Below are 12,933 nucleotides of genomic sequence, written 5' to 3'. Positions count from 1 at the left end.
GGTCAGCCGCCGGCCGCCAGACACCCGGTAAGCGATGCCGCGAGGGCGCGCATCAGTTTGAAATACCCGTCGGGTCCCGGCTTTGCCTCAACGCCCAATGGGTCCAGCACACCGATGCGGATGCTGGTGTCGGCTGCCAGGCTTTCCAGTATTTTCGGGGTGAATTGCGGCTCACGGAACGCGCAGGCCGCACCGCGGCTGGCGATCTCGTCGCGCAGTCGCGACAGGCGCTGGGCACCCGGCCCGCGTTCCGGCCCGACCGTGACGGCGCCGATTGGGAACAGGTTGTAGCGCTGCTCCAGATACTGATAGGCGTCGTGGAACACCACATACGGCCGGTCGCCAACCTCGGCGAACGTCGCGGCCAGTTCGATGTCCAGGTCGTTCAGGGCCTGCTTGGCGGATACCGCGTTGGCGCGATAGGCTGCGGCGCGCTCGGGATCGCGCGTGGACAGGGCGTCGGTGATGCGGTCGACCAGGATTGCGGCGTTGCGAGGGTCGAGCCAGAGATGGGCGTCGATCTTTCCATGATCGTCGTGATGGGCTCCGGCCGCCCCCGGGGCGTGGCCGTGGTCGTGATGCGCTCCCCAGATTCCACCGGCGCGGTTCGGATGCAGGATCAGGCCGTCAGCCTCCATCAACTCGACCGCCGCATCCGGGCGCGCCAGGGTGGCCAGCGGTTCCTCCAGGAAGGTCTCCAGCGCCTCGCCAATCCACAGCACCAGGTCGGCGGAGGCCAGGGTGCGCGCTTCCGACGGCCGCAAGGCATAGGCGTGCGGGGAGGCGCCGGCGGGCAGCAGAACCGTCGGCTCGGCCACACCACGCATGACCGCGGCGGCCAGGCTGCCGAGCGGGGCGATCGAGGCCACGACGCGTGGAGGCTCGGCGGCTTGCGCCGGGGGCGCTGCCAGAACGGCTGCCAAGGCCAGGACAGAGAAGGCTTGTGAGAGGGAACGCATCGCTGTATCCACATTGCCGAAACGTGTTTATGTAATAGTATAACATTTCATTCCGCAAGCAGGCTCACCGATGGCCGTGTCGACGCACCCTCCAATCCAATCGAAGGGCAGGCTGCTCCTGGAAGCCGATGGCCTCGCGGTTCGTCTCGGCGGCCGCGATATCCTGCACCACGTCGACCTGACCGTTCGGCGAGGCGAGATCGTCACCGTGATCGGGCCGAACGGCGGCGGCAAGACGACCCTGCTGCGTGCGGTACTAGGGCTGGTGGCACCCAGTGCCGGTCGTGCCGGCGTTGCCGATGGCGTGACCGTCGGCTACGTGCCGCAACGCTTCCCAGTCGACCGGATCCTGCCGATGACGGTGGAGCGGCTGATGCGGCTGACCGCGCGGCCGTCGCGAGCGGCGATCGAGCGATCGCTGGACGAGACCGGGACGGCCCACCTGATCGACGCCTCGATCCACACCCTGTCGGGCGGGGAGATGCAGCGGGTGTTGCTGGCGCGGGCGCTGGTGCGCGAGCCGGACCTGCTGGTGCTGGACGAACCGGTCCAGGCCGTCGACTACGCCGGCGAGGCGGCTCTGTACGAACTGATTGCCGCGATCCGCGATCGCCACGGCTGCGGCGTGCTCATGGTCAGCCACGACCTGCACGTCGTGATGGCGGCTACCGACCGGGTGCTGTGCGTCAACGGTCATGTGTGCTGTACCGGCACGCCGCACGAAGTGTCGGGCAACACCGAGTTCCGGCGGTTGTTCGGGCCACAGGCGGAAGTGTTCGCCTTGTACCACCACCACCATGACCACGATCACGACCTGTCGGGCGAGCCGCTGCCGGACGGCGAACAGGCCCATCACCATCATCACCATGGCGACGGGCACCACCATGCTTGACGATTTCCTGGTGCGGGCCCTGGTCGCCGGGGTCGGCGTGGCGTTGGTCGCCGGACCGCTTGGCTGCTTCGTGGTGTGGCGGCGCATGGCCTATGTCGGCGACACCATGGCGCACGCCTCGCTGCTGGGCATCGCGCTTGGCCTGATCCTCGGACTCGACCTCGGGATTGGGGTGCTGGCGGTGACCGTCACGGTGGCGCTGCTGCTGGCCGCGCTGCAAGGCCAGCGCCTGGTCGGCAGCGATACGTTGCTGGGCATCCTGGCCCATGGCGCGTTGTCGATCGGACTGGTCGCAGTGGCCTTCATGGAAACGGTGCGCCTGGACCTGATGGCCTACCTGTTCGGCGACATCCTGGCGGTTTCGGCGCGCGACCTGCTCTGGATCTGGGGCGGCAGCGCGATGGTGCTTGCGGGGCTGGCGGCCGTCTGGCGCCCGTTGCTGGCCGCCACCGTCGATCCCGACCTGGCGAGGGCGGAGCGCGCGTCGCCACCGTGGGTGCAGGTGGTGTTCGCGCTGCTCATCGCCGGCACCATTGCGATCGCCATGAAGATCGTCGGGGTGCTGTTGATCACGGCACTGCTGATCATTCCGGCGGCGGCGGCGCGGCGCAGCGCGCGGTCGCCGGAGGGAATGGCGGCGGCGGCGGCGGGCGTCGGTGTGGTGGCGGTGCTCGGCGGGCTGGCGTTGTCGATCGGTGTCGATACCCCGTCGGGGCCGTCGATCGTCGTGGCGGCCCTGGTGCTGTTCGTCGGGTCGCTGGCCATCCCGGCCCGCGGTTGACGACTACGCCGGTTCCGGCAGGGGTCGCTGTCCTAAACTCTGGTTCATCATCACCAGATAGCCGTCCGGATCCTGCAGGAACACCTCCCGCTGTCCGCCTTCGTGATTGCCGATCCGCCGCCATACCTCGCGCGGACCCGAATGGATCCGGCATCCGACGCTGTTGATCCGTGTCAGGACCGGGTCCAGGTCGGGCACCTCGACCTGGAACATCACGCCGCGGCCGAGCGGAAGGTCCATCGACGCGGTTTCCCACTTGCCGTCGCGCTGCCTCAGCATCAACTGCGCGCCGGCGTGTTCCAGGTACACGAAGCGCTCGGATGGCCGCTGGTAGGCAACGCCGAAGCCCAGGATGTCGCACCAGAACGTCTGGCTCGCCCCAAGATCGGTGACGATCAGTTCTGGAACCATCCGGGCGAAGCCACCCTTCGGGGCCGTACCCAAGTCCGTGTCCATGACGACGCTCCCGGAGGCCAGGAAAGCGGTCAGAAGGCCGCCCTCGCGGGTCATGGTGGATCAGTGCCGATCACATGGCAATCTTGTGGCCATCCTTGCGGCTGATGCTGCATGTCCCGGCGTAGCATGGCATTGTCTCCGGCACGAAGCGTGGGGAGGACCACGCCAGTCGCGGTACACCTGCGCTTCCGCCGTCCGGCGACTGCAGTACCGGGATGCCGTGTCAGTAGTCTTGGCGTCATGCTACGCGGGTTGGAAATCGAACCGGGTGTCCGGCCGGTCAGCGGGCCGCGCCCGAGGGAGGAATGATGAAGCTGCTGCTGTTGCCCGGAGACGGGATCGGTCCGGAGATCGCCGATGCGGTCGAGCATGTCCTGGAAACGCTTGAGCGTACCCACCAGATCGGCCTGTCGGTGGAACGGGACCTGATCGGCCTGGAGTCGCTGCGCACCGACGGGATCACGCTCAGCGAAGCCACCTTCGGGCGTGCATCCTCGGCCGACGGCGTGATCCTGGGCCCGGTCTCGACCGCCGACTATCCGGCTCCGGCCCAAGGCGGCCTCAATCCGTCCGCGGAGTTCCGCAAGCGGCTGGACCTGTACGCCAACATCCGACCGTCACGCACGCGCCCGGGAGTGAAGTCGCTGGCGGCTTCGATGGATCTGGTGATCGTGCGGGAGAACACCGAGGGCTTCTATGCCGACCGGACCATGCACATGGGCCCGGGTGAGTTCATGCCGACACCGGACCTGGCACTCGCCATGCGCAAGATCACCCGTCAGGGATCGGAGCGGATCGGCCGTTCGGCGGCGGCCCTGGCCGCAGGGCGGCGCGGCAAGCTGGCGATCGTGACCAAGAGCAATGTTCTGAAGATCACCGACGGGCTGTTCCGCAACGCCGTTCAGTCCGCGGCCCGCGACGAGGCCGGGCTGGAGATCGAGGAGGTCCTGGTCGATGCGATGGCGTCCCTGCTGGTGCGGGAGCCGGAGCGGTTCGACGTCATCGTCACCACCAATATGTTCGGCGACATCCTGTCCAATCTGGCGGCCGAACTGTCCGGCGGCCTCGGGGTGGCGGGCTCGCTGAATGCCGGCGACACCTGCGCCATTGCGCAGGCGTCGCACGGGTCGGCGCCGACCCTGGCCGGTCGCAACGTGGCCAATCCGGCGGCGCTGGTGCTGTCGACGGCGATGCTGATGGGCTGGCTCGGCCGACGCGACGGCGACGAAGCGGTGATCGACGCCGCGGTCCGGCTGGAGTCGGCGGTCGATGCCGCTCTCGGCCAGGCAGCCGGACGCACGATCGATCTCGGCGGTTCCGCGACCACGGCCGAAGCCGGCAAGGCGATCGCGGCGGCTCTGCGGGGCACGGCGTGACGCCTGCGGTTGAGGTTCGAACGTCCGATGGAGTGGCCCATCTGACGCTGTCCCGCCCCGAACGCGGCAACGCGCTCGGGCCGGATCTTGTGGAAGCGGCCCTTGAAGCGGTTCACCGGACATTGGCGGATGGCGCCCGGATGATCGTTCTGCGGGGCGCCGGCAAGCATTTCTGTACCGGCTTCGACCTTTCCGACCTGGCGGAGCTTTCCGACGGTGACCTGCTGTTGCGGGTGATCCGGATCGAGACGCTGTTGCAGGCGGTGCACCACGCGCCGGTGCCGACGATTGCCGTCGCCCACGGCGCGACCATGGGGGCGGGGGCTGATCTGGTCGCGGCCTGTCAGATGCGCTGGGCGCTGCCCGGTACCCGTTTCGCGTTTCCAGGTGCGGGCTTTGGTCTGGCCCTTGGCACACGTCGGCTGGCATTTCGGATCGGATCGGAGGCAGCGCGCGATCTGGTCGGTTCCGGTCGGCGGATCGATGCGTCGGAAGCCGCGTCGCTTGGATTGATCCAGCGGATGGTCGATCCGGATGCCCTCGAGTCTGAAATGGTGGCGGCTTCACGGCACTATGCCTTGGATGCCGCGACGGCCGAGCGCGTTCACGCGCTGACCGTGCCCGATACCCGGGAGTCCGACCTGGCGAATCTTGCCATGTCGGCGGCCCGACCGGGATTGAAAGCCCGGATCACGTCCTATGTTGCATCCCTTCAAGACAGGAAGGCCGAAGGAGGCAAGCGATGAGAATGGTGGCACTGCCGGGCGGTGAAAGTGTTCCGGCGCTGGGCCTCGGCACCTGGCATATGGGCGAGCGAGGGTCGGATCGAGCCGCCGAGGCCGACGCCCTGCGGTGCGGCATCGATCTCGGGATGACGCTGATCGACACCGCAGAGATGTACGCGACCGGCGGTGCCGAGGAGGTGGTTGGCGCCGCCATCCGCGATCGGCGGGACAAGGTGTTCCTGGTCTCCAAGGTCCTGCCGTTCAACGCGAGCCGGAATGGCACGGTCGAGGCCTGCGAGGCCAGCCTCGCCCGTCTCGGGGTAGAGGTGATCGACCTCTACCTTCTGCACTGGCCGGGTCCGAGCCCGCTGGAGGAGACCCTGGCCGGCTTCGAGGATCTTCAGCGCGACGGCAAGATCAGGCATTGGGGCGTCAGCAACTTCGACACCTCGGAGATGAAGTCCCTCGCAATCGAACCCGGGGGATCGGCCTGTGTGACCAACCAGGTGCTCTACAATCTGGCGCGCCGTGGCATCGAGTTCGACCTTCTGCCGTGGTGCGCGGCACGATCGATGCCGGTGATGGCGTATTCACCGCTCGAGCAGGGGCGGTTGAGCGGCAACATGGCCCTCGCCGAGGTGGCGGGCCGGCACGGCGTGACGGAGTTGCAGATTGCGCTTGCCTGGGTCCTCGACCGCGATGGGGTCATCGTCATCCCGAAGGCCGGCCGCCTCGATCATGTCCGGCAGAACCATGCCGCACTGGGCATTCGCTTGACGGCGGAGGATCGGGCAGCGCTTGATCACGCGTTCCCGCCGCCTTCGGTCAAGCGACCGTTGGAAATCCTGTAGTTCGCGCAATGCCGGTTGACGGCTGGGCCGGCAGGATTCAAAACAGCGGCGGGGGAGACTGGAGAACCAGAATGCGATCCATTTTCCTGATGATCGTTCTCTGCGCGGCAGGCCTTTTTGCCGGTGCGCGCGATGCAGCTGCCGACCTGAGCGGCCGTCCGAGAGTTCTGTCGGGTGACACTCTCAGAATCGGCAAGGAGACCATACGGCTTCACGGCATCGACGCGCCGGAAGAAGGGCAGTACTGCGAGAACGAGTACGGCCGTCCGTTCGAGTGCGGCATTCAGGCACTCGATGCCTTGTCGGCGTTGATCGACCGGCGGTCGGTGACCTGCGTCGGTGACAAGCGCAGCGAGGAAGGCCAGATTCTGGCGGTGTGCTACGCAGGCGACATGAACCTGAACAGCCGAATGGTACGCACCGGCTGGGCGGTTGCACGCCCGGCGGAGCAGCCGGACTTTGCTTCCCTGGAGAGTTTGGCGCGAAACGAACGCGCCGGGATCTGGGCGCTCAAGTTCCTCGACCCGGCCGAGTGGCGCAAGAAGAACCCCTGAGCTGTCCGGCGGCTATTTCTTGTAGAAGAACGCCAGCACCTTGGCCCTGACGGCCGGATCACCGGGGTCGGCAGCCAGCGCGTCGCTGTACTCGCGGGCGGCGCGGTCCAGGATCCGCAAATGCTCCCAGGCGATCCCGCGTGCCAGATGCAACTGGGCGGGCCGAGGGAACGCCAGGGCTTCGGCGGCGTCGAAGTCGAGGATAGCCTCCGAGAACCGGTCCAGCTGAAGACGCGCCGCACCGCGGTTGAACAGCGCAAGGGACCTCAACCGGTCGGATACTTCAGGCGTATCGATCACCAACCCCAGCACGCTGTCCGCATCGGCAAACCGGCCCTGGCCGTAGTGGGTGACGGCCCGGTCGATCCGCCATTCGACCAGTTCGCTCGGAGTCAGCGACCGGTCGATGGTTTCGCTGTCTTCGCCGGGCGCCGTGGGAGCTACCGCCTCCGCGAGTTGGACGGAGCCGACGGTCAGCGTCGCTGCCGCGAAGAGTGAGAGAACCCAGCGCATCCACAACCCCTTTGCCGCGAGTTGATGGGTGACGAGACGAGGGTATCGCTGTCACTTAAGCGCCAGATTACGCGCACGGTGTGCGCATATCCAGACAAAAGCGCACGTGGTGCGTTATTTGGCCCAGTAGATCCGGTGAGTCACGTGCACTTGAACGGATACCACTGCAGCGTGAAATCCGCGGCATCGCGCCGATCTGCGAACCAGAACGTCGGATTTACCGAGTCAGGCCGTTCCACCCGCCAAGCGCCTCGGCACCGCTTTTCACACCACTCGCGCCGGCCGCCGAGGGTTCGGTCGAAGAACGCCCGCTCGCTTGGGAATCCAGCGCTGCGTGACTCCCAGCCTTGCGGGAACCGAACCGGATGCCAACTGGCTTCGACCGTTGCCAGTTCATTGCTGGCATCAAGCACCTTGCCGGTGGACTGGTCGACGGCGACGAGGCCGCGTCGGTCTGTCGGCAGGGAATCGGCGAGTGTGCTCAGGGCAATCTGACGGCGCGTCAGACGGACCGCAAGCCAAACCAAGCCGCCGAGTGCAAGGAGGATTCCGAGGGTGCTCATGAGCGAATCGTACCGCCGGGCAGGTCGGTCGGCAACGGCATCCTATCGGCTCATGCTGCTTTCAGTTCGATTCGTATAGAACCGATGATTGATCCATTCTGATATAGAATCGATGAATGGGCTTGAACAAGTCGGTCGAATCACCGATCTTAGGTTAAGGTTGGCAAGAGTGGTGCTTGCACCCTCCATCGGATGGCGCAGCGATGTTCGACGTGGCATTGGAAAAAAAGGCGCTTCAGATCCTGGCCGAGGCAGTCGACCGGACGGTTGGTACCGGATTCGTGCATGCTGCGGTGCTGAAGGCGGCACATACACTCGCCGCTCACGACTACCGGCAGGCGGACAAGGCGTTCCGCATGCTCAATCCCCGCGAGACGCTCAAGGTCAAGTCGACGGCAATCGAGTCGGCCGAGTTGTACCATCAGTTCGGCGACTACGAGGACCCGGCCACCGAGGTGGCGCCGGATCCGCGTTTGCGCGATATTCGCAGCCGTTCCGCCAAGCTCGGGACCGGCTGAGCGCATCGGGTTCGTTGACGGCGTTGGGCAGCAGATCGCGGGAGCGTGATGCGACAAGGCCGCCGTTGACCGGATCGTGAGTTCATGCGACCGGCGGGCTGCTTCAATGTCGTCCCATGCAATCGGTTCGTCTCTTCCTGGTCCTGTTTCTGGTATCGCTCGCCCAGCCGGCGGGCGCAGGGCAGCGCCATTGGATGGCCGACTGGCCGGTGACTGATTTTTCCCGTGCGGCCGTGCCGCTCCATGCGATCCGGCCGGGCGGACCGGCGCGGGACGACATTCCCCCGATCGACCAGCCCCGGTTTGCGTCGGTTGATCAGGCGGCGGTGCCAGGCATCGAGCCGGTGGTGTCGATCGCGATCGGCGACGATGCGCGGGCCTATCCGCTTCGGGTTCTGATCTGGCACCAGATCGTCAACGATCGGGTCGGCGGCACGCCGATCGTTGTCACGTTCAGCCCGTTGTGCAACGCCGCCCTTGTCTATAGCCGGCAGGTTGGCGCCCACGTGTTCGATTTCGGAACCACCGGGCTTCTGCGCCATGCCGACCTCGTCATGTACGATCGCCAGACCGAGAGCTGGTGGCAGCAGTACGAAGGCGAGGCGATAGTCGGGTCGTCGGTCGGCATGCGCCTGCAGGCTCTGCCGGCGCGGTTGGAGTCGATGCAGCGGTTTGCCGAGCGCTACCCGGCTGGGCAGGTCCTGGTGCCGTCCGACGCCACGGTGCGGCCGTACGGCCGCAACCCTTACACCGGGTACGACAGCATGCCGTCGCCGTATCTGTACGACGGCCCGATGCCGGACGGAATTGCGCCGTTGGCCCGGGTGCTGGCGGTTGGCGAACGGGCATGGAGCCTGTCGCTCGTCGAGGCGCGCGGCCGCATTGAGACCGGGGATCTCAGGATTACCTGGACCCCTGGGCAAAGCTCGGCGTTGGATGCAAAGCACATCGCGGAAGGCCGGGATGTCGGCAACGTGGTGGTCCGCCAGCTCCGGGACGGGGTATGGGGGGATGTTCCGTACTCGGTCGAGTTCGCCTTCGCGTTTGTGGCCTTCAACCCGGGCGTCTCGATAACGCTCGACTGACCGACCGGCCATTATCAAGCAATTTGGGTAAAATGCTTCTTGTCGAATGGCGCCGCCCGCCTCTAAAGTCGGGTCAGGTCCTAAGGAACAGGTCATGGTGACGGTGTCCGAAACCAACCGCCTCCTGTGGGAGGCGCTCGATGATATTTACGCGGCCCAGCGGGACGCGGTTGAGCGGACTCAGCAGGCGCTGGCCAAGTTGAATGCCGAGCACCCCGAGATCGGTCAGGACGCGATGGCACGCGATGCCTTGAGGGCGGCGGTGGCTCGTCAGGACGGGGTACGCCGCTTCGCCGACAGCCAGAGGGCTTTGGTCGAGACCATGCGGGCCTACTGGGAGCAGCGGACCTCGACCGCCGAACCCATGCCTATGCCGTTGATTCGACGGAGTAGCGCTCTGACGTCGTCGGCGATGATGGCACGGGCGGCGACCTCGGTGGGCGGCTCGGATTAGTTTCGGATTGCACGCCTAGAATGGTGCCCGACGGCTTGGCTTTAAGCTGTCGAACGACCGTCGGTCGCTTTACACTCCGGCGTCCGCAATCGTCCTGAGTTCACCCGATGCCCCAACCCGCGCATACCGGTTACCGTCCGACCCTGTGGGAGCGGCTGGCCGGTGCTCCGCATCCATCCGTCAGCTTTCAGTCGTCGTTCTGGCATGCCTCGGCACCGCCGGGGCCGGCGACCGAACGGCTGGAGGGCGAGGTGCGCACGCCGCTCGCGGTGGTCGGCGGTGGCTATCTGGGATTCTCGACGGCGCTGCATCTGGCGGAGTCGGGCCATGACGTGACCGTACTGGAGGCGGACGAGGCCGGTTTCGGTGCGTCTGGTCGCAACACGGGGTTCGCGGTGCCGAATCTCCTGACCGGGCTCGACCCGCGGGTGGTGAGGGAGCATTTCGGCGAGGAGCGAGGCAACCTGCTGTGCCGCATGCTGGGTGAGGGCGGCGAGTTGGTGTTCGAGTTGATCCGCCGTCACGGGATCGACTGTCAGGCTCGCCAGACCGGTTGGATGCAGCCGATCCACACCGCGAAGAAGGCGGCGTGGCTGGATGACCGCATCGAACAGTGGAAGGCGCTGGGGCGGCCGGTCCAACGCCTGTCGCGCGACGAGGCGGTGTACGAGACCGGCTCGAACCAGTACCACGGCGCCTTCCTCGATCCGACCGGCGGGCACCTCAACCCGCTGGCCTATGTCCGGGGACTGGCCGCGGCCGCAGTTCGCCACGGCGCGACGGTGTTCAGCGACAGCCGGGCCCGGCGGTTGGAACGGGTCGGTGATGTCTGGCGGATCGAGACCGAACACGGGGTGCTGATCGCCGACCGGGTCCTGCTGACGACCAATTCTACCGGTGGCGGGCTGGCGGCCGATGCGGAGGGCACGCAGTTTCCCATCACGCTGTTCCAGGTCGCGACCGAGCCGCTGGACCCGGAATTGCGCAAGTCGGTACTGCCGAACGACCGATGCTCGGCCGATACCCGCAAGGACCTGATCGCCTACCGTTGGACCTGGGACAACCGGCTGGTGACCGGCGGGTTGCTGGCCAATCCGCTGGGCTCGGCGGAGCGGGGGCGGACCCACCACATCGGTCGCCTGCAGAAGCTGCTGCCGCAGCTTCCGGAGCTGCGGGTCGACTACGCGTGGCAGGGCCGGCTGGCGGCGGCGCGGGACTTCATGCCCCGGCTCATGGAACTCGGGCCGAACGCCTGGTCGGCCATAGCGTGCAACGGTCGCGGTATGACGATGACCACGGCGCTTGGCCGGGCGCTGGCGTTCTGGTTGAGCGGCGGGTCGAACGAAGGACTGCCGGTGCCGGTGACCCGTCCCGATCCCGTGCTGGTCCCGGGCCTTGCTTCGCTGGCTTTCTCGCTGTGGCTGCCCATGAGCCGCTGGCACGACGCGCGGGACCTGAAGGACGGATAAGCCTGGGTCAGTCTGTCGTGATCACCAGGCTGAGGATCATGTTTGGTGGCCCGGAGGGTGGACCGAGCGGGAGCATCAGCCGCTGGACCGTGGTGAAATCGTTGGTCTTCTCCTGAAGCACGGAGGAGTGGTAGATCAGGCGTCCATGGTCCGCCACGAACGAGTAGCGTGCCAGGACGGCGTTACGCTCCTTCGGCCGGGCGTTCTCGCCAACCGGCTTTCCGGTCGGGTCGTGACGGAGCGCGCGAGCTACCGAGGTGCCGACAAGCCGGTAGACGAACCGGGGATCGGTTGTCCGGACTTCGACTAGCGACAGATGCTCGATCAGCTTCGGGATTTCCAGCGGATCGAGATCCGCCCGGCTGGGGTAGGGAGCGTCGCCTCGCTTGGCGTCCCAGTACTCGTATAGCGCGCGGACCTTCGGATCGACGTTGGCCGGGACTGTCGATTGCCAATCCGTTCGCTCGTCCACCCCGACCCCTTTTGGCTCCCTCAAAGACCTATGGCAAGGTCGCGGATCTCTCGCCGAGCAGGTTAGCCCGGAACCGGGTTTTTAGATAGCTTCCGTCGCGCGGCGGAACGGCCATCGGCAGCGTCTCGTCGACCACCTTGGCGACGGCCATGACCGGACCAGCGTTGCGCAGCAACAGGTCGCCGAGCCTGGCCGCGTCGGCTTCGGTACGAAGGGTCGCAGTCTGCGGGAATCCGCACGCCGCCGCTACGGCGGCAAGGTCGGTTCCAAGGCCGGTAGCGGTCGGTTGCCGGCCGGTTTCGGTGTAGCGCTCGTTGTCGAGCACGCAGATCGCCAGGTTCTTCGGCCGGCGGGCGCCTATCGTGGACAGCGAGGTCAGGCCCATCAGCATTTCGCCGTCACCGGTGATCACGACGACACGGCGGTCCGGCCGGGCAATCGCCAAGCCGAGGCCGATCATCGCGGCGTTGCCCATGGCTCCCCAGAGATAGAAGTTCTCCGGCCGGTCACCGAGGGACGCGAGATCCCAAGTAGCCGAGCCGAGGCCGGTGACGAACAGCGTATCGCCACGATCGGCGAGGGCGGCCTTCAGGATCTCGCGGCGGCGCAGGATGAAATCGGTCATTGCTTGCCCTCCGACGAACCCGCGACCCAGACCTTGGAGCCGATCACCCGCTGCGACACCAGGACGGCGATCGCCTGATCGGTGCTGTAGGCCATCCGCAACCCTGCCTCGATCATCGGACTCACATCGGCGGCGGTATCGGCCTGGAAGGTCTTCACGCCGACGGCTTCCAGGACCGGCGCCACCGCCTGGCCCATCGGCACCTGCCAGGGATTTCCCTCGCCCCACTGGCCGCGCATGGTGACGATCGTGAACAGCGGGAAGTGCGCCGACGTGATCAGCGAAGCGATGGCATTGATCGTGTTGCCGACCCCGCTGGACTGCATCAGCACGGCCGCCTTCTGGCCGGCCAGCCACGCTCCGGCGGCAAGGCCGATGCCTTCCTCCTCGGTGGCGCACATCACGGTCTCAATCTCGTTGTCCTCGCGGCACCGCTCGATCAGCTTGGTCAGCCCGGCGTCCGGCACGTAGGCTACCTGGCGGATGCCGGCCGCCTTGAAGTGGCGGTGACCGTCAACGCTCCAATGCTCGTCCATTCCAGGGGATCTCCGTGCCGCATAAAAAGGTCGGGCGAAGCTAGGTTCGCGGGTATCCGTTTGTAAAGACGCATTGCATACAATATGCGTAGTATCGCCGTTCA

17 protein-coding genes are annotated in these 12,933 nt (G+C 66.5%); 10 read left to right on the top strand and 7 right to left on the bottom strand.

Annotated elements, in window-relative coordinates:
- Positions 1 to 2 precede the first annotated feature (2 nt).
- Positions 3 to 959, bottom strand: a complete 957-nt coding sequence (locus RIC54_RS19100; protein WP_350096577.1) for a zinc ABC transporter substrate-binding protein — start codon at positions 957 to 959, stop codon at positions 3 to 5.
- A 70-nt stretch (positions 960 to 1,029) separates the two neighbouring features.
- On the opposite strand from RIC54_RS19100, the gene RIC54_RS19095 reads away from it, so the two are divergent.
- Together RIC54_RS19095 and RIC54_RS19090 are read left to right on the top strand one after the other, a co-directional pair.
- On the top strand, positions 1,030 to 1,851 hold the full coding sequence (locus RIC54_RS19095) for a metal ABC transporter ATP-binding protein (protein WP_350096575.1): 822 nt from the start codon (positions 1,030 to 1,032) through the stop codon (positions 1,849 to 1,851).
- The gene (locus tag RIC54_RS19090) at positions 1,826 to 2,632 is read left to right on the top strand and encodes a metal ABC transporter permease (RefSeq protein ID WP_350151323.1); all 807 of its coding nucleotides are present in this window, start codon (positions 1,826 to 1,828) and stop codon (positions 2,630 to 2,632) included. The genes RIC54_RS19095 and RIC54_RS19090 overlap by 26 nt, the downstream gene beginning before the upstream one ends.
- A 3-nt stretch (positions 2,633 to 2,635) precedes the next feature.
- On the opposite strand, the gene RIC54_RS19085 is transcribed toward RIC54_RS19090, so the two are convergent.
- Complete coding sequence (locus tag RIC54_RS19085) at positions 2,636 to 3,088, bottom strand: bleomycin resistance protein (RefSeq protein ID WP_350096571.1); 453 nt, start codon at positions 3,086 to 3,088, stop codon at positions 2,636 to 2,638.
- A gap of 305 nt (positions 3,089 to 3,393) precedes the next feature.
- On the opposite strand from RIC54_RS19085, the gene RIC54_RS19080 reads away from it, so the two are divergent.
- The 4 genes from RIC54_RS19080 (at position 3,394) to RIC54_RS19065 (ending at position 6,594) form a co-directional block, all read left to right on the top strand.
- Entirely contained in the window at positions 3,394 to 4,464 is a 1,071-nt protein-coding gene (locus RIC54_RS19080; RefSeq protein WP_350151321.1) for an isocitrate/isopropylmalate dehydrogenase family protein, read from the top strand.
- On the top strand, positions 4,461 to 5,210 hold the full coding sequence (locus RIC54_RS19075) for an enoyl-CoA hydratase/isomerase family protein (protein WP_350096567.1): 750 nt from the start codon (positions 4,461 to 4,463) through the stop codon (positions 5,208 to 5,210). Before RIC54_RS19080 ends, RIC54_RS19075 begins: the two co-directional genes overlap by 4 nt.
- Positions 5,207 to 6,040, top strand: coding sequence for an aldo/keto reductase (locus tag RIC54_RS19070; RefSeq protein WP_350096565.1), 834 nt, complete (start codon positions 5,207 to 5,209; stop codon positions 6,038 to 6,040). Before RIC54_RS19075 ends, RIC54_RS19070 begins: the two co-directional genes overlap by 4 nt.
- A gap of 71 nt (positions 6,041 to 6,111) precedes the next feature.
- Positions 6,112 to 6,594 carry a thermonuclease family protein gene (locus RIC54_RS19065; RefSeq protein WP_350096563.1) on the top strand — a complete coding sequence of 161 codons (483 nt, stop codon included), beginning with the start codon at positions 6,112 to 6,114 and terminating at the stop codon, positions 6,592 to 6,594.
- A 12-nt stretch (positions 6,595 to 6,606) separates the two neighbouring features.
- On the opposite strand, the gene RIC54_RS19060 is transcribed toward RIC54_RS19065, so the two are convergent.
- Together RIC54_RS19060 and RIC54_RS19055 are read right to left on the bottom strand one after the other, a co-directional pair.
- On the bottom strand, positions 6,607 to 7,107 hold the full coding sequence (locus tag RIC54_RS19060) for a tetratricopeptide repeat protein (protein WP_350096561.1): 501 nt from the start codon (positions 7,105 to 7,107) through the stop codon (positions 6,607 to 6,609).
- Between the two features lie 140 nt (positions 7,108 to 7,247).
- Positions 7,248 to 7,670 (bottom strand): hypothetical protein, encoded by a 423-nt coding sequence (locus tag RIC54_RS19055; protein WP_350096559.1) that lies wholly within the window; start codon positions 7,668 to 7,670, stop codon positions 7,248 to 7,250.
- 212 nt (positions 7,671 to 7,882) lie between these two features.
- Here RIC54_RS19055 and RIC54_RS19050 point away from each other — a divergent pair, with 212 nt between their 5' ends.
- From RIC54_RS19050 to RIC54_RS19035, 4 genes are all read left to right on the top strand, one after another.
- A complete protein-coding gene (locus RIC54_RS19050; RefSeq protein ID WP_350151319.1) occupies positions 7,883 to 8,188 on the top strand; it encodes a hypothetical protein in 306 nt (101 codons plus the stop codon).
- 116 nt (positions 8,189 to 8,304) lie between these two features.
- Positions 8,305 to 9,273 carry a DUF3179 domain-containing protein gene (locus RIC54_RS19045; RefSeq protein ID WP_350096555.1) on the top strand — a complete coding sequence of 323 codons (969 nt, stop codon included), beginning with the start codon at positions 8,305 to 8,307 and terminating at the stop codon, positions 9,271 to 9,273.
- 94 nt (positions 9,274 to 9,367) lie between these two features.
- A complete protein-coding gene (locus RIC54_RS19040) occupies positions 9,368 to 9,727 on the top strand; it encodes a hypothetical protein (protein ID WP_350096553.1) in 360 nt (119 codons plus the stop codon).
- Positions 9,728 to 9,834: 107 nt separating this feature from the next.
- Positions 9,835 to 11,196, top strand: coding sequence for an NAD(P)/FAD-dependent oxidoreductase (locus tag RIC54_RS19035; RefSeq protein ID WP_350096551.1), 1,362 nt, complete (start codon positions 9,835 to 9,837; stop codon positions 11,194 to 11,196).
- A gap of 7 nt (positions 11,197 to 11,203) precedes the next feature.
- On the opposite strand, the gene RIC54_RS19030 is transcribed toward RIC54_RS19035, so the two are convergent.
- From RIC54_RS19030 to RIC54_RS19020, 3 genes are read right to left on the bottom strand one after another with little or no spacing between them, the layout of a single operon-like run.
- Entirely contained in the window at positions 11,204 to 11,668 is a 465-nt protein-coding gene (locus tag RIC54_RS19030; RefSeq protein WP_350096549.1) for a PAS domain-containing protein, read from the bottom strand.
- Between the two features lie 28 nt (positions 11,669 to 11,696).
- A complete protein-coding gene (locus tag RIC54_RS19025; RefSeq protein ID WP_350096547.1) occupies positions 11,697 to 12,293 on the bottom strand; it encodes a thiamine pyrophosphate-dependent enzyme in 597 nt (198 codons plus the stop codon).
- Positions 12,290 to 12,829: a thiamine pyrophosphate-binding protein gene (locus tag RIC54_RS19020; RefSeq protein ID WP_350096545.1), complete on the bottom strand. Its 540-nt coding sequence runs from the start codon at positions 12,827 to 12,829 to the stop codon at positions 12,290 to 12,292. Before RIC54_RS19020 ends, RIC54_RS19025 begins: the two co-directional genes overlap by 4 nt.
- Between the last annotated feature and the right edge of the window lie 104 nt (positions 12,830 to 12,933).

This window comes from Thalassobaculum sp. (assembly GCF_040219215.1).
Classification (GTDB): domain Bacteria; phylum Pseudomonadota; class Alphaproteobacteria; order Thalassobaculales; family Thalassobaculaceae; genus Thalassobaculum_A.
Note: the sequence above shows the minus strand (reverse complement) of the source record. Positions and strands in the feature narration are given on the sequence as shown.

Bases quoted from the DNA above. Each gene is read 5' to 3' on its own strand.
- RIC54_RS19100 (WP_350096577.1), bottom strand. From the start codon at position 959: ATGCGTTCCCTCTCACAAGCCTTCTCTGTCCTGGCCTTGGCAGCCGTT.
- RIC54_RS19095 (WP_350096575.1), top strand. From the start codon at position 1,030: ATGGCCGTGTCGACGCACCCTCCAATCCAATCGAAGGGCAGGCTGCTC.
- RIC54_RS19090 (WP_350151323.1), top strand. From the start codon at position 1,826: ATGGCGACGGGCACCACCATGCTTGACGATTTCCTGGTGCGGGCCCTG.
- RIC54_RS19085 (WP_350096571.1), bottom strand. From the start codon at position 3,088: ATGGACACGGACTTGGGTACGGCCCCGAAGGGTGGCTTCGCCCGGATG.
- RIC54_RS19080 (WP_350151321.1), top strand. From the start codon at position 3,394: ATGATGAAGCTGCTGCTGTTGCCCGGAGACGGGATCGGTCCGGAGATC.
- RIC54_RS19070 (WP_350096565.1), top strand. From the start codon at position 5,207: ATGAGAATGGTGGCACTGCCGGGCGGTGAAAGTGTTCCGGCGCTGGGC.
- RIC54_RS19065 (WP_350096563.1), top strand. From the start codon at position 6,112: ATGCGATCCATTTTCCTGATGATCGTTCTCTGCGCGGCAGGCCTTTTT.
- RIC54_RS19060 (WP_350096561.1), bottom strand. From the start codon at position 7,107: ATGCGCTGGGTTCTCTCACTCTTCGCGGCAGCGACGCTGACCGTCGGC.
- RIC54_RS19055 (WP_350096559.1), bottom strand. From the start codon at position 7,670: ATGAGCACCCTCGGAATCCTCCTTGCACTCGGCGGCTTGGTTTGGCTT.
- RIC54_RS19045 (WP_350096555.1), top strand. From the start codon at position 8,305: ATGCAATCGGTTCGTCTCTTCCTGGTCCTGTTTCTGGTATCGCTCGCC.
- RIC54_RS19040 (WP_350096553.1), top strand. From the start codon at position 9,368: ATGGTGACGGTGTCCGAAACCAACCGCCTCCTGTGGGAGGCGCTCGAT.
- RIC54_RS19035 (WP_350096551.1), top strand. From the start codon at position 9,835: ATGCCCCAACCCGCGCATACCGGTTACCGTCCGACCCTGTGGGAGCGG.
- RIC54_RS19025 (WP_350096547.1), bottom strand. From the start codon at position 12,293: ATGACCGATTTCATCCTGCGCCGCCGCGAGATCCTGAAGGCCGCCCTC.
- RIC54_RS19020 (WP_350096545.1), bottom strand. From the start codon at position 12,829: ATGGACGAGCATTGGAGCGTTGACGGTCACCGCCACTTCAAGGCGGCC.